We start from the raw sequence: 13,863 nt of genomic DNA, 5'->3' as shown, positions 1-13,863 counted from the left end.
TCTCCTGCAGGTGTGGCATCTTCGCCATGCAACGGACGAAGCGAGCAATCATTGTGCGTGAGGTCACGCACAGAATCCAGTCTTCACGGTGATAATTAATGAAATTGCTCGTACCTTTCACGCCGTCCGTTTCCAGACCAAAATACCCCCGACCAGGAGCGCCAGCCCGGCCAGTCCCAGCGCGGGTTCCAGCCGCTGCGTAAGCCAGGTGGAGAGCGCAGAGGTCATCGGCCCAATCAATTGCCCTACGGCATAACCGGTGGTCAATAATCCCGCCATATACCGGGTATGGTTCGGTGCCAGTTCGCGGCCATACAGCAGCGATAGCTGTACCGCGCAAAGAAAACCCCCACCGACCAGCAGCGCGCCAATGACCAGCCCGCTCATACCTGGCAATACGCAAGAGGCCACCACGCCTAATCCTTGCAGCCAAAGCACAATAGCCAGCCGCTGATGGCTGTGACCAATATGGCGAAGAGCAATACTCAGCCCAATCCCGACAACGGCGGCAGCGCCAAACACCGGCCAGACAAACTGCGCAAAGAGACTACCGGGAAAGCGCAGCGCCGCCATTTGCGAAAGAAAGGTCGCGGGTAAGATGTAGCCAAACCCCGCCAGGCTGTAGCTCCAGACCAGTCGTTTCAGATCGGTCGTCAGATGTAGCGGTTCCGGCTGAGCACCGGAACGATGTAACTGGCCCGGACGCGGTAAATATCGGGCGATAAACGCCACCAGTACCAGCGCCAGTATGCCATAGACCTGCCAGGCTGCCGTTGAGGAGAGCGCCCGCGATTGAATCGCCACCGCCAGAAGACCGCTCAGGGCGATACCCGCGCCCGGTCCGGCGAATACTGCCGCACTCAAGCCGGGGCGGGCATAATGCGCCAGACGTTCGTTCGTCCAGGCTGCGGTAAGTACCATCGCCCAGCCGCTCATCGCGCCAATCACCAGACGTAACGCGCCGTGCGTAATGGCGTTATCCGCCAGCGCCGAAAGAAAGGTCAGCGCAACAGCACCCGCAACGCCAAGATACAGACGCATCTCAATATGTTTACTCGCGCGCATCGCATCCCACGCGCCCAGTAAATAACCGAGGTAATTCATCGCGGCAACCAGTCCGGCGCTGGTTAACGTCAGCTGTCCATCGCGAATCATCAGCGGCACCTGGGGCGTAAAAGCAAAGCGCCCTATTCCCATTGCCACTACCAGCACGATAAATCCGCAGAGCGCGATGCGTAGCGCCATGAAAACTCCAGACGTTAAAAAAAAGTAAAATTTATGATGCATTATGCTGCAGCGAGGTGAAAGTGAAAGTTACTCACAGGCACATGAATTATCTGTATTATGGGATATTGTCACGCTTTAACCGTTAACAAATAATGAAGGAGCCTTGCATGGAATTGCTTGAAGAGCACCGCTGTTTTGAGGGGCGCCAACAACGCTGGCGGCACGACTCCGCTGTGCTGAATTGCACCATGACGTTCAGCATTTTTTTACCACCTGTGCATCCCACAACGCCCCCGCCGGTGCTGTACTGGTTGTCGGGCCTGACCTGTACAGATGAAAACTTTACCACCAAAGCAGGCGCGCAGCGCGTTGCGGCAGAGCTGGGTATTGTGCTGGTGATGCCGGATACCAGCCCGCGCGGCGACGATGTTGCCGATGCCGACGGCTATGATCTGGGCAAAGGCGCGGGCTTTTATCTCAACGCCACTGAGCAACCGTGGGCGGCGCACTACCGCATGTATGACTATCTGCGTGATGAACTCCCCGCGCTGATTCAGTCGCAATTTACCGTGAGCGAACGTTGCGCCATAAGTGGTCATTCAATGGGTGGCCACGGCGCGCTGATCATGGCACTGAAAAACCCGGGCCGTTTTACCAGCGTTTCCGCCTTTGCGCCGATAGTAAACCCGGCGCAGGTGCCCTGGGGCCAGAAAGCCTTTAGCGCTTATCTGGGCAACGACACCTCGGCCTGGCAGGCGTGGGATAGCTGCGCGCTAATGATGACCAGCCACAGTCAGGATGCAATCCCGACGCTTATCGATCAGGGCGATGCCGATCAGTTCCTCGCAGACCAGTTACAACCCGCCCGGCTGGCTGAGGCCGCCCGCCAGACCGGCTGGCCACTTACACTTCGCGTTCAGCCAGGCTATGACCACAGCTACTACTTTATGGCCTCGTTTATTGAGGACCATCTGCGCTTCCACGCGCAATACCTGCTGAAATAATCACCGGAGGGCGATGCCCTCCCCTTTACAATTCCTTACACTGATCCCTATCTGTTTGATAAGGCATGTTTTCCCTTGCCACAAATATCTAATGCAAATGATTTCAATTATCAATTGCATTTACATAAATTCATTTTTTATCCACAATCCTTCCGCTTCTCCATCGTCAGAGTTCTTAAAAGACAAACACTTATCGTCTTCATGGTTTACCCGATGGACTTTTATTCATTTAAACGGAATGACAAAATGACTTTACCTCGCGCTAAACTGTTGGCTATCGCCGTGTGCGCAGCCACCTTCCCCCCGTCACTTTTCGCGGCCGACGAGGACACCGTCGTCGTCTCTGCAACCGGGTTTGAACAGAAAATCCAGAACGCGCCAGCCTCTATTTCGGTGATTTCTAAACAGCAGCTTGAAGATAAAGCGTATCGGGATGTCACCGACGCCTTGAAAGATGTACCGGGCGTGGTGGTGACCGGTGGCGGCAGCAGCAGCGATATCAGCATTCGCGGCATGGCCTCGCAATACACCCTCTTTTTGGTCAACGGTAAACGAATCAGCACCCGTGGCACGCGCCCAAACAGCGATAACGCGGGCATCGAACAGGGCTGGTTGCCGCCGCTGGAATCCATTGAGCGTATTGAAGTGATCCGTGGCCCGATGTCATCGCTGTATGGCTCCGACGCCATGGGTGGCGTTATCAACGTTATTACCAAAAAAGTGTCCAATACCAAAGGCTGGACTGGCTCGCTTCATGGCGATGCGACGTTCCAGGAAAACAGCGATTCCGGCGATCTCTTCCAAACCAACGCCTATGCTTCCGGCCCATTGATTGACGGCCTGCTGGGCGCAAAAGTCACAGGGCTGCTGTCCCGACGCGCAGAAGACAAAATACTTAACGGCTATAACGAACAGCGCCTGCGCAACGGCGGCGTGACCTTCAATTTCACCCCGGATGATAAAAACGATGTTGATCTGGATATTGCCCGCGAATTACAGGATCGCAACAGCACGCCAGGTATGTCTTCGGCGGCGGAGACCTGCCGGGGTAACGTTTGTACCCCCAACAGCAAAAGTGAAAGCCGCTACGAACACACCACTTACTCGTTAACCCACAGCGGTTATTACAGCGATTTCAACACCGTCAGCTACGTTCAGCAGGAAGAGACCAATAACCCTGGTCGCCAGATGAAGTCGTATAACACCCTCTTTAATAACCAGAACCAGATATTCCTTGGCAACCACACTCTCACGGTCGGCGGGCAGTATCGTTATGAGAAACTGCGCGATAACGGCAATCAACTGGAAGCGGCGGACGGGCTAAATAAACTCACCCGTTGGAGCTGGGCGCTATTTGCAGAAGATGAATGGGCGGTACTCGACAGCGTGACGCTGACCGGCGGCCTGCGTATGGACAAAGATGAAAACTACGGCACCAACTGGACGCCACGCGGCTACGGTGTCTGGCACCTGACTGACCAGTGGACAATTAAAGGCGGCGTGTCGGCAGGCTACCGCGCCCCGGATCTGCGCCAGTCTTCTGCAAGCTGGGGCCAGGTGACGGGCGGTGGTCGTCTGAACGGCATCATTGTCGGCAACCCCGATCTGAAACCGGAAAAAAGCCTGAGCGAAGAGCTGGCGTTGCTGTGGGATAACAACAAGAATCTCAACGCTGGCATTACGCTGTTTAACACCGATTTCAAGGACAAAATCACCGAAGTACGCCGCTGTAACAGCAGCGCCGATCCGGCCTGTACGATTGGCAGCGTGAGCTACGATTTTGTCAGCGATCGCGTTAACGTCGATAAGGCAAATATGCGTGGCGTTGAATCTACCTTCGGCTGGAACATCACACGAGACCTGAACCTGACGGCCAACTACACCTTCACCGAATCAGAACAGAAAAGCGGTCAGTTCTCCGGCAAGCCACTCAACAAGATGCCGAAACATATGGTGAATACCACGCTCGACTGGCAGGCCACGCAGGATGTGGGTCTGTGGGGGCGGCTGAATTTCCGCGGTAAAACCTCGGAGTACTTAAGCCGTACCTCCATGTCCCAGGGTACGCCCTCTTACAGTCAGGTGGATGTAGGCCTGCGCTATAACGCCAACAGAAATCTGCTCCTCTCCGCAGGGGTGTACAACGTGCTGGACAAGCAGATTGATTACGACACCTATGACACGGTACTTGATGGCCGCCGTTACACCGTTGGCTTAACGTATAATTTCTGATAACGCTAAAACAAAAGCCCCGGCACTGTGCCGGGGCTGTTGATTGGTCAGCGCAAAAGAGCCTGCACGTTACTTCTTAAAGCGTTCCGGAAACACCATATCTTTGTAGCTTACAAAGCGAGTGCCTTTCGACAGCTTGTAACCAAACCAGATGATCAGGAACAACGGGATACCAATATAGGTTGCCGCCACAGCGCCCCAGTCAATGGAATCGGCCAGGAAGGCCTGATAATTCTGACCCAGGGTGATGATCAGGCACAGAACAAATGCGAAGATCGGCCCCAGCGGGAAGAAACCTGAACGGTACGGCAAGTTATTCAGATCGTGCCCCTGCATCACATAGCCACGACGGAAACGGTAATGGCTAATGGCAATACCCAGCCAGGCGATAAAGCCCGTCATCCCGGAGGTGTTAAGCAGCCACAGGTAAACGGTCTGGTTGCCAAACATTGATGTCAGGAAGCACAGACCCGCAATCACCGTGGTGGCATACAGCGCATTACGCGGCACACCACCTTTCGACAATTTAGCGAAAATACGCGGTGCTTTACCGTCGCAGGCCAGGGTGTAAAGCATACGGGTAGAAGCGTACATACCGGAATTACCCGCCGACAGTACCGCAGTCAGGATAACGGCATTCATCACCGCCGCCGCAGACAGCAGCCCCGCATGCTGAAAGACCAGGGTGAACGGGCTGACGCTGATGTCTTTTACATCGTTACGCAGCAGGCTCGGATCGGTATAAGGAATGATCAGGCTGATAACCAGGATGGCGAACACATAGAACAGCAGAATACGCCAGAACACCTGACGCACCGCGCGCGGAATGTTCTTTTCCGGGTCTTCGGATTCCCCCGCCGCGATACCGATAAGCTCGGTCCCCTGGAAGGAGAAGCCGACGATCATCGCCACGCCAATCATCGCCGCAAAGCCACCGGCAAACGGCGCATCGCCCGTCGTCCAGTTGCTCCAGCCCACAGGCTGTGTGCCTTTGAAAATGCCCACGATCATCATTACGCCAACCACGATAAAGATGATAACGGTGGCCACTTTGATGAGCGAGAACCAGTACTCCGCTTCGCCGAAGCCCTTAACGGAGATGTAGTTGAGCAGGAAGATCACGCACAGGAACACCGCGCTCCAGATCCAGCCTGGCGTATCCGGGAACCACCAGGTCATCACCAGTTGCGAAGCCACCAGGTCAACGGCGATAGTCACCGCCCAGTTGTACCAGTAGTTCCAGCCGAGCGCGAAACCAAAGCCCTCTTCAACATATTGTTGGCCATACGTGGCAAAAGAACCGGATACCGGCATAAACGCCGCCAGTTCGCCAAGGCTGGTCATCAGGAAGTAGACCATCAAACCAATAAGGATATAGGAGAACAGCGCGCCGCCCGGGCCTGCCTGAGAAATCGTCGCCCCTGATGCGACAAACAACCCTGTACCGATTGATCCGCCAATGGCGATCATCGTCAGGTGACGCGCCTTGAGTTCACGGCGAAGCGTGGGCGCTTGTGTGGTATTCGTTTCGGAAACCATAAGAAAATGCTATCCATCCAAAAAATGAGGCGCGATTGTAGCAAACGAAAGGGCATCCTTCCGGCACAATCCACGTCTTATTAGAGACCTTCATGATAGCCTGCGGATTATAAGTAAAGCAGTGGATGGCAGTCTGGTGAACGAATCAGAAGTGTACACTCGGGCGGCATTCCCCCCTCGCCCTCAGTGCTGAGGGAGCCCCGGTCATATTATTGACAGCGATGACACCGCGTAATGAGAATAAAACAGCGACAGCGATGACAGGGTCCGGCTGAAAATCGATGAGGCGTTGACGGCTGACCGGGGCCGCCCGCAGGGAAGCGGGCGGAGGGGATAGCCTGCAAGGACGCAGGCTGGTCCCCGACCCGAAAGTCAGACGGCATAAGACGAATGCACCGCGACAGCGGCGATTTTCTTTGCCGGGAGCCCGGGTCGCCAGGGTGGTGGCGGTGAGCCACCCTGGCACGTTCACGGGTTCTGTCGCTATAGAAAAGCAGAGAACATAAGGTGAACGGAATGACCACCAGAGCTGTATTTTCCCCCTCACCCTGGCCCTCTCCCTCAGGGAGAGGGAACCGATCGTGCTCGCATTTTTTGTGGGGATCGCTCCCCCCCTCAGAGTGAGGAAAAAAGCACAGACTTAATTCAATCCCCGTACTGAGGCGATAAATTGCTGCAACTCAGGGGTACGCGGCTGGGTAAAGAACGACTGACTTTCCCCCTGCTCCCATACTTTTCCCTGATGCATAAACACCACCCGGTCGCCCACTTCGCGGGCAAAACTCATCTCATGGGTCACCAGAATCAGGGTCATCCCTTCGGCGGCAAGTTGCTCCAGCACGCGTAATACCTCACCCACCAGCTCCGGGTCCAGCGCCGAGGTTATCTCATCGCACAGTAACACTTTCGGTTTCATCGCCAGCGCACGGGCAATCGCCACGCGCTGCTGCTGTCCGCCTGACAAATTGGACGGATAATAATCGATTCGCTCGCCGAGACCGACCTTCTCCAGCATCTCGATCGCCAGCTTGCGGCACTCATCTGCCGGCAATTTCAGCACCCGCCGCGGCGCCAGCATCACATTCTCCAGCGCGGTCATATGCGGAAACAGATTAAAACTCTGAAATACCATCCCCACCGATCGGCTGATCTCACGCGCCTGCGATTCCCTGTCGGTTACCGTCATCCCGCCAAGTTTAATACTGCCGTCCTGGTAGCCCTCCAGCCCATTCATACAGCGTAACAAGGTGCTTTTCCCGGAACCGCTGCGCCCGATGATCGACACCACTTCACCCATTTCGATATCCAGGCTTACGCCTTTGAGCACGTGGTTGTCGCCATAGTATTTTTGCACGTCATTAATGGTGATGAGCGGCATGGAATTTCTTCTCCAGATAACGGCTGTAACGCGACAGCGGGTAACACATCAGGAAATAGCCCAGTGCGACCAGGCCAAACACTTTAAACGGCGCGAAGGTGACATTATTCAGCATGGTGCCCGCTTTGGTCAGTTCGACAAAGCCGATAATCGAGGCCAGCGCCGTGCCTTTAATGACCTGGACGGAAAAGCCGACCGTCGGGGCGATGGCAATACGGATAGCCTGCGGCGCAATCACCCGAAACAGTGTCTGACCAAAACTTAACCCCAGACAGCGACAGGCCTCCCACTGCCCTTTCGGCAACGCCTTAATGCTGCCGTACCAGATATCCAACAGGAACGCGCTGGTAAAAAGGGTCAGCGCCAACGTTGCCGCCGTCCACGGGCTCACATCAATGCCGAACAGGGCAATACCGAAGAAAGCCAGAAAGAGCTGCATCAGCAGCGGTGTGCCCTGAAAAAGCGCGGCATATGCGCTAATCAGCCGTTTCGGCCAGCGCCAGCGGCTAATACGTAATACCAGCAGCGGTAATGTCACCAGCGTGCCGCAGACAAAGGCGATAAGCGACAGCAGCAAGGTCCAGCGCGCCGCCAGCAGCAGGTTGCGCAGAATATCCCAGTCGGTAAATGTACTCATCAACTCTCGCTCCCCAACCACTTCCTGCCCGCCGCCATCAGCACCTGACGCATCAGCAGTGACAGCGCCAGATACAACAATGTGGTGACCAGATACACTTCAAAGCTCAAAAACGTGCGCGACTGAATCAGGTTTGCGGCAAACGTCAGCTCTTCGTAGGAAACCTGCGAGACCACCGACGATCCCAGCATCACGATAATGCACTGGCTGACCAGCGCCGGATAAATACGCCGTAGCGACGGCGGCAGGATCACGCGGAAAAAGGTCTGTGCTTTCGTTAACCCCAGCACACGCGCCGCTTCCCATTGTCCTTTTGGTGCCACCTGGATCCCGGCGCGGATAATCTCCGTACTGTAGGCCCCCAGATTGACCAGCATGGCGATCAACGCCGCCTCGCCTGCCGTTAATTTCAGCCCCAGGCCGGGCAGACCGAAAACGATAAAAAAGAGCTGTACCACGAACGGCGTATTACGAATAAGCTCGACATACGCCCCCCAGATATGGCTCGCCAGCGTGGGCTTACCGCTACGCAGCGCCGCGCCCAGAATGCCGAGAGACACACCGCCGATGGTTGCCAGAATGGTTAACGTTATCGTGGTCCAAAGCCCCGCGAGTAGCTGCGGCCAGAAAGGCCACAGCGCGGCAAAATCAAGCGTTGTCGTCATGCCAGACCCTTACACGCCCAGGGTGGCGGGCAGCGGTGCCTGCATCCATTTCTGCGAGAAATTATTGAGCGTGCCATCTTTCAGCGCCTGTTCAATCAACTTGTCGACTTCGGCTTTCAGCGCAGGCTCGTTTTTCTTAAGCCCGATAAAGCACGGCGAATCTTTAAGCATAAATTTGCTGACCGGCGCTTTTTCCGGGTTCTGGCGGGCAATCGCGGCCACCACAACGTTACCCGTCGCCATGTACTGAACCTGCCCGGAAAGATAGGCAGAGATAGTGGTGTTGTTATCTTCGTAGCGTTTGACCTCGGCATCTTTCGGCGCCAGATCGCTTAACACCATGTCTTCTACCGCGCCGCGAGTGACGCCGATCGACTTACCGCTCAGCGCGGCAGCATCCGCCAGTGTGGCGTCTTTCGGGCCAAACACCCCGAGGAAAAACGGCGCATAGGCGCGACTAAAGTCGATCACTTTTTCACGCTCAGCATTCTTACCGAGGCTGGAGATAACCAGATCAACTTTATTGGTTTGCAGGTAAGGCACCCGGTTAGCGCTGGTCACCGGCACCAGTTCCACCTTCACCTTCATCTCTTTAGCCAGATACTCCGCCATATCGATATCGTAGCCCTGCGGCTTGAGATCGGTTCCCACCGAGCCAAACGGCGGAAAGTCCTGCGGTACAGCCACACGCAGTACGCCGCGTTTTTGAATATCCTGTAGCTGATCGGCCATCGCCTGCCCCGCACAGGACAACATTAATGCCGCACCCGCTGCCGCCATCATCCACTTCTTCATTCTTGTCACCTCATCGCTCATGAAACAAAAGATTCTTTGAATCACTTTTTGCAACTAATGTGCCAACGCGATAAAAACACTGTCTCGCCTGCTACAGCGGGAGTTAAGCGGTTATAAAGGAGAGATTAAGCCAGGCAGCGCCACACCAAAATGGTGCAGCCGCCTGTTACTGGTGCAATCATATTTCGCAATAACGCAAAAAACGATTCAGTGCACTGGAAAGATGCTTTTGACGGTGATGAATGCGCCACAGAGTACGCACCAGACGAGGCAGTGGAACAGGGACTTCCACCAATGAACCCGCCTCAAGCTGTTCGGCAATCACGCGCCGCGACAGACAACTGATGCCAAGCCCGTGGCGCACGGCATGTTTGATAGCCTCGGAGTTGCCAAGCTCCATGCCGAGATGAAATTCAGGCAAATGAGACAGCAGCAGGTAATCGACAATTTCGCGCGTACCGGAGCCACGCTCACGCAGGATCCACGGCGCGGCGGCCAGGCGCGCCAGCGTGACGTCCTCCTGCAATAGCGGAGAATCCGGCGGCGCGAACACCACCAGTTCATCTTCAAGCCAGGGTTCCGCAATGATCTCGGCCGTATGGCAGGGTCCTTCAATCAGACCGATATCGACGCGAAAATCAGCCACCGCATTAATAACGTCCTGGCTGTTGCCTACGCTCATATCCAGCGGCAACTGAGGAAAATCTCGTCGATAGTGGGCAATGATTTCCGGCAGGATGTAATTACCAATCGTACTGCTGGCGTAGACGCGGATTGCCCCGTTTTCTTCCCGAAACAGTTGTTCAATTTCCGTCGCCTGTTCCAGCAGCGCCAGTGCACGAGGATAGAGCAAACGGCCATGTTCGTTCACCACCAGCCGCTTACCAACACGATCGAAAAGCTGAACGCTGAGTTGCCCTTCGAGGTCGGTGAGCGCGGCGCTGACTGCCGATTGCGATAACGCCAGCATTTGCGAGGCCTGCGTCGTGGAACCGCTCTTGAGCACCTCGGCGAAAACTTCGAGCTGCCGTAGTGTGATATGCATAAATTTTCACCATCGGGGCAAGGGTCGCTTACCACTTATAAAGATTAATTATAAATATATAATCAATTTTACCTTTAAACCAGAGCACCGTAACCTTTTCCCAGGAGAAAGGAGAAGGTTATGACTGAAATCACACATCATGTTTCACGCAAGAACGACATCGCGTTATTCGTACCGGGTCTGTTGCTCAGTGCGGTCATCGCCGGGCTGGCATTGTGGCTGGGCAATATTCCCTCGGTTGCGGGTGCGGGGTTTAGCGCGCTAACGCTGGCAATTTTATTCGGCATCGTCGCAGGTAATACGCTTTACCCACGCCTGCATGTTCGTTGTGATGCAGGCGTATTATGGTCAAAACAGCATTTGTTGCGTCTGGGTATTATCCTTTATGGCTTGCGCCTGACATTTTCGCAAATTGCCGAGGTAGGCGTCAGCGGCATCACTATCGACGTTTTAATGCTCTCCAGCACCTTTATGCTGGCCTGTTTGCTCGGGCAAAAAGTGTTTGGGCTGGACAGAAAAACCAGCTGGCTGATTGGCGCAGGCAGCAGCATTTGCGGTGCAGCGGCAGTGCTGGCGACTGAACCGGTGGTCAAAGCCGAGTCCAGCAAAGTAGCCGTTGCCGTCGCCACGGTGGTGATTTACGGGACGCTGGCCATTTTTATCTATCCGGCAATCTATCCGCTGCTGGCTCACTGGTTCACCCCCGAAGCGTATGGCATCTATATGGGGTCAACCATGCATGAAGTGGCGCAGGTTGTGGCCGCGGGTCATGCTGTCAGCCCGGATGCCGAGAATGCGGCCGTCATCGCCAAAATGTTGCGCGTAATGATGCTGGCGCCGTTCCTGATCCTGCTCGCCTCCCGGGTTAAACAACTCTCCCCTGCGGCAAGCGGCGAAAAAAGCAAAATTACTATTCCGTGGTTTGCCGTGCTGTTTATCCTGGTGGCGGTGTTTAACTCGTTCCATTTGCTGCCGAAAGGTGTGGTTGATGTCCTGATTACCATCGATACGGTTTTGCTGGCGATGGCAATGGCCGCACTGGGGTTAACCACCCATATCAGCGCCCTGAAAAAGGCAGGAGCGAAGCCGCTATTAATGGCGCTGGCGCTGTTTGTCTGGCTGATTGTCGGTGGCGGTGCCATTAACCTGCTGGTGCACCATTTGATGGCATAAAACCTTACGTCTCTTCTCTGTTAACCCGCTATTATTGGAAAAATGTTTATTTGATTACGCAAAATCCTTCGCGTTGCATCCAGGCGGCAAATGAACGAATCCCCGGCGCGTAAAGAAGTACGTGACGGGGTGAGTGAAGCCAACAGCGATGTCGCGTGAAGGATGACGCGTATTGCGGGTTTAACAGGAGTCTTTACATGAAATACATCGGAGCGCATGTCAGCGCCGCGGGCGGTCTGGCCAATGCCGCCATTCGCGCAGCAGAAATCGAAGCCACTGCGTTTGCCCTGTTCACAAAAAATCAGCGTCAATGGCGTGCCGCGCCGCTCAGCAGCGAGACGATTGATGAATTCAAAGCCGCCTGCGAAAAATACCATTATCAGCCGGGACAAATTCTCCCCCACGACAGCTACCTGATTAACCTGGGACATCCGGTTGAAGAGGCACTGGAAAAATCCCGCGACGCGTTTCTTGATGAAATGCAACGCTGCGAACAACTGGGGCTAACGCTGCTGAACTTCCACCCGGGCAGCCATCTGATGCAAATCGACGAAGACAAGTGCCTGGCGCGTATTGCCGAATCCATTAACATCGTGCTCGCACAAACCAAAGGCGTCACAGCGGTTATCGAAAACACCGCGGGTCAGGGCAGCAACCTTGGTTTTCGCTTTGAACATCTGGCCGCGATCATCGACGGCGTGGAAGACAAATCGCGCGTCGGCGTGTGTATCGATACCTGCCATGCGTTTGCTGCCGGATACGATCTGCGCACCACCGAAAGTACCGCGAAAGTTTTCACCGAATTTGAACGCGTAGTGGGGTTCAACTACCTGCGCGGTATGCACCTCAATGATGCCAAAAGCGCATTTGGCAGCCGTGTTGACCGCCATCACAGCCTGGGTGAAGGCAATATTGGTCATGACGCCTTCCGCTGGATCATGCAGGACGATCGTTTCGACGGTATTCCGCTCATTCTGGAAACCATCAATCCGGACATTTGGGCAGAAGAGATCGCCTGGTTAAAGGCGCAACAAAATGAAGAGGCTGCGGCATAAATGAACGACAGGGAAAAACAGATATTACAAATCCTGCGCAGCAACCCACTGATTCAGCAAAATGAGATAGGCGATATTTTACAAATCAGCCGTTCACGCGTCGCCGCCCACATTATGGATTTGATGCGAAAAGGGCTGATTAAAGGCAAGGGCTACATTCTGACCGAACAGGATTACTGTGTCGTGTTTGGCGCGATCAATATGGATATTCGCGGCGTTGCCGATATTCATTATCCGCAGTCCGCCTCCAACCCCGGTAGCATTCAGTGTTCTGCAGGCGGCGTCGGGCGTAATGTCGCCCACAACCTCGCTCTGCTGGGCCGCGATGTGCACCTGATCTCAGCCGTGGGGGATGATTTTTACGGCGAAACGTTACTAGAACAGACCCGTCAGGCCGGGGTGAATGTGCAAAGCTGTATTCGTCTGCATGGGCACAACACCTCTACCTATCTGTCGATTGCCAATCAGCAGGAAGAGACGGTACTGGCCATCAACGATACCCATATTCTGCAGCAATTGACGCCGCAGTTGCTCAATTCCTCGCGCGACCTGGTGATGCATGCGGGCGTGGTGCTCGCCGATTGCAACCTGACCGAAGAGGCACTGGAGTGGGTCTTCACCATGGCGGGGAATATTCCGGTCTTTGTCGATACGGTTTCCGAGTTCAAAGCCGACAAGATTCGCCCCTGGCTATCGCGCATTCATACCCTGAAACCCACGCTACAGGAGTTGCAGATCTTGTGGGGACAGCCGATTCGGCGTGAAGCAGACAAAATTGCGGCGGTAAATTCACTCCATGAACAAGGGGTGCAACGCATCTTCGTATATCTGGACGATGATTCCGTATTCTGCTCTAAACGTGATGGCGAGCAGCTGCTGCTGACTTCACCGGATCACGCCTTCACTGACCGTTTCGGTGCGGATGACGGATTTATGGCGGGGCTGCTGTATAGCTTCCTTGAGGGGGGCGATTTTACGGAAAGCGCTCACTTTGCTATGGCCTGTGCGGCGATTTCCCGTGCCAGCGTGAGTATCAACAATCCTGCCCTGTCAGCAGAAAATGCGATGAGCTTGCTGAATACAAACAAAGCGGAGGCGTAAGAACGCACGCCA

Annotated in this window: 12 protein-coding genes; 5 read left to right on the top strand and 7 right to left on the bottom strand. The window is 54.8% G+C overall.

All coding sequences use genetic code 11. The annotated features are described in order from the left end of the window. Nucleotides 1–117: 117 nt before the first annotated feature. Nucleotides 118–1,245, bottom strand: coding sequence for a YbfB/YjiJ family MFS transporter (locus AB182_RS07470; RefSeq protein WP_047369540.1), 1,128 nt, complete (start codon nucleotides 1,243–1,245; stop codon nucleotides 118–120). Nucleotides 1,246–1,394: 149 nt separating this feature from the next. Between AB182_RS07470 and fghA the strand changes: the two genes are divergently transcribed. After that, entirely contained in the window at nucleotides 1,395–2,231 is an 837-nt protein-coding gene (fghA, locus tag AB182_RS07465) for an S-formylglutathione hydrolase (protein ID WP_047369539.1), read from the top strand. A gap of 246 nt (nucleotides 2,232–2,477) precedes the next feature. Then, nucleotides 2,478–4,463, top strand: a complete 1,986-nt coding sequence (locus AB182_RS07460; RefSeq protein WP_047369538.1) for a ligand-gated channel protein — start codon at nucleotides 2,478–2,480, stop codon at nucleotides 4,461–4,463. Between the two features lie 69 nt (nucleotides 4,464–4,532). On the opposite strand, the gene AB182_RS07455 is transcribed toward AB182_RS07460, so the two are convergent. The 6 genes from AB182_RS07455 to yieE all read right to left on the bottom strand — a co-directional run bounded on the left by AB182_RS07455 (nucleotide 4,533) and on the right by yieE (nucleotide 10,522). Beyond that, the gene (locus tag AB182_RS07455) at nucleotides 4,533–6,002 is read right to left on the bottom strand and encodes an amino acid permease (RefSeq protein ID WP_047369537.1); all 1,470 of its coding nucleotides are present in this window, start codon (nucleotides 6,000–6,002) and stop codon (nucleotides 4,533–4,535) included. Nucleotides 6,003–6,642: 640 nt separating this feature from the next. Next, nucleotides 6,643–7,380: an amino acid ABC transporter ATP-binding protein gene (locus AB182_RS07450; RefSeq protein WP_047369536.1), complete on the bottom strand. Its 738-nt coding sequence runs from the start codon at nucleotides 7,378–7,380 to the stop codon at nucleotides 6,643–6,645. Then, nucleotides 7,361–8,017 carry an amino acid ABC transporter permease gene (locus AB182_RS07445; RefSeq protein ID WP_047369535.1) on the bottom strand — a complete coding sequence of 219 codons (657 nt, stop codon included), beginning with the start codon at nucleotides 8,015–8,017 and terminating at the stop codon, nucleotides 7,361–7,363. The genes AB182_RS07450 and AB182_RS07445 overlap by 20 nt, the downstream gene beginning before the upstream one ends. Next, complete coding sequence (locus AB182_RS07440) at nucleotides 8,017–8,682, bottom strand: amino acid ABC transporter permease (RefSeq protein ID WP_047369534.1); 666 nt, start codon at nucleotides 8,680–8,682, stop codon at nucleotides 8,017–8,019. Before AB182_RS07440 ends, AB182_RS07445 begins: the two co-directional genes overlap by 1 nt. Nucleotides 8,683–8,691: 9 nt before the next feature. After that, nucleotides 8,692–9,477, bottom strand: a complete 786-nt coding sequence (locus tag AB182_RS07435) for a transporter substrate-binding domain-containing protein (RefSeq protein WP_047369533.1) — start codon at nucleotides 9,475–9,477, stop codon at nucleotides 8,692–8,694. A 178-nt stretch (nucleotides 9,478–9,655) separates the two neighbouring features. Next, entirely contained in the window at nucleotides 9,656–10,522 is an 867-nt protein-coding gene (gene yieE, locus AB182_RS07430; protein ID WP_047369532.1) for a DNA-binding transcriptional regulator YeiE, read from the bottom strand. 120 nt (nucleotides 10,523–10,642) lie between these two features. Between yieE and AB182_RS07425 the strand changes: the two genes are divergently transcribed. The 3 genes from AB182_RS07425 (at nucleotide 10,643) to AB182_RS07415 (ending at nucleotide 13,851) form a co-directional block, all read left to right on the top strand. Next, entirely contained in the window at nucleotides 10,643–11,695 is a 1,053-nt protein-coding gene (locus AB182_RS07425) for a YeiH family protein (protein WP_047369531.1), read from the top strand. Between the two features lie 197 nt (nucleotides 11,696–11,892). Beyond that, complete coding sequence (gene nfo, locus AB182_RS07420) at nucleotides 11,893–12,750, top strand: deoxyribonuclease IV (protein ID WP_047369530.1); 858 nt, start codon at nucleotides 11,893–11,895, stop codon at nucleotides 12,748–12,750. Further along, nucleotides 12,751–13,851 carry a sugar kinase gene (locus tag AB182_RS07415; protein WP_047369529.1) on the top strand — a complete coding sequence of 367 codons (1,101 nt, stop codon included), beginning with the start codon at nucleotides 12,751–12,753 and terminating at the stop codon, nucleotides 13,849–13,851. The last annotated feature ends 12 nt before the right edge of the window (nucleotides 13,852–13,863 follow it).

The organism is Phytobacter ursingii (assembly GCF_001022135.1).
Lineage (GTDB): Bacteria > Pseudomonadota > Gammaproteobacteria > Enterobacterales > Enterobacteriaceae > Phytobacter > Phytobacter ursingii.
The sequence above is the reverse complement of the archived record's forward strand: the minus strand, read 5'-3'. Positions and strand labels throughout refer to the sequence as shown.

What these genes read in the sequence shown, in the direction of transcription:
- AB182_RS07470 (WP_047369540.1), bottom strand. Translation starts at nt 1,245, where the DNA reads ATGGCGCTACGCATCGCGCTCTGCGGATTTATCGTGCTGGTAGTGGCA.
- fghA (WP_047369539.1), top strand. Translation starts at nt 1,395, where the DNA reads ATGGAATTGCTTGAAGAGCACCGCTGTTTTGAGGGGCGCCAACAACGC.
- AB182_RS07460 (WP_047369538.1), top strand. Translation starts at nt 2,478, where the DNA reads ATGACTTTACCTCGCGCTAAACTGTTGGCTATCGCCGTGTGCGCAGCC.
- AB182_RS07455 (WP_047369537.1), bottom strand. Translation starts at nt 6,002, where the DNA reads ATGGTTTCCGAAACGAATACCACACAAGCGCCCACGCTTCGCCGTGAA.
- AB182_RS07450 (WP_047369536.1), bottom strand. Translation starts at nt 7,380, where the DNA reads ATGCCGCTCATCACCATTAATGACGTGCAAAAATACTATGGCGACAAC.
- AB182_RS07445 (WP_047369535.1), bottom strand. Translation starts at nt 8,017, where the DNA reads ATGAGTACATTTACCGACTGGGATATTCTGCGCAACCTGCTGCTGGCG.
- AB182_RS07440 (WP_047369534.1), bottom strand. Translation starts at nt 8,682, where the DNA reads ATGACGACAACGCTTGATTTTGCCGCGCTGTGGCCTTTCTGGCCGCAG.
- AB182_RS07435 (WP_047369533.1), bottom strand. Translation starts at nt 9,477, where the DNA reads ATGAAGAAGTGGATGATGGCGGCAGCGGGTGCGGCATTAATGTTGTCC.
- yieE (WP_047369532.1), bottom strand. Translation starts at nt 10,522, where the DNA reads ATGCATATCACACTACGGCAGCTCGAAGTTTTCGCCGAGGTGCTCAAG.
- AB182_RS07425 (WP_047369531.1), top strand. Translation starts at nt 10,643, where the DNA reads ATGACTGAAATCACACATCATGTTTCACGCAAGAACGACATCGCGTTA.
- nfo (WP_047369530.1), top strand. Translation starts at nt 11,893, where the DNA reads ATGAAATACATCGGAGCGCATGTCAGCGCCGCGGGCGGTCTGGCCAAT.
- AB182_RS07415 (WP_047369529.1), top strand. Translation starts at nt 12,751, where the DNA reads ATGAACGACAGGGAAAAACAGATATTACAAATCCTGCGCAGCAACCCA.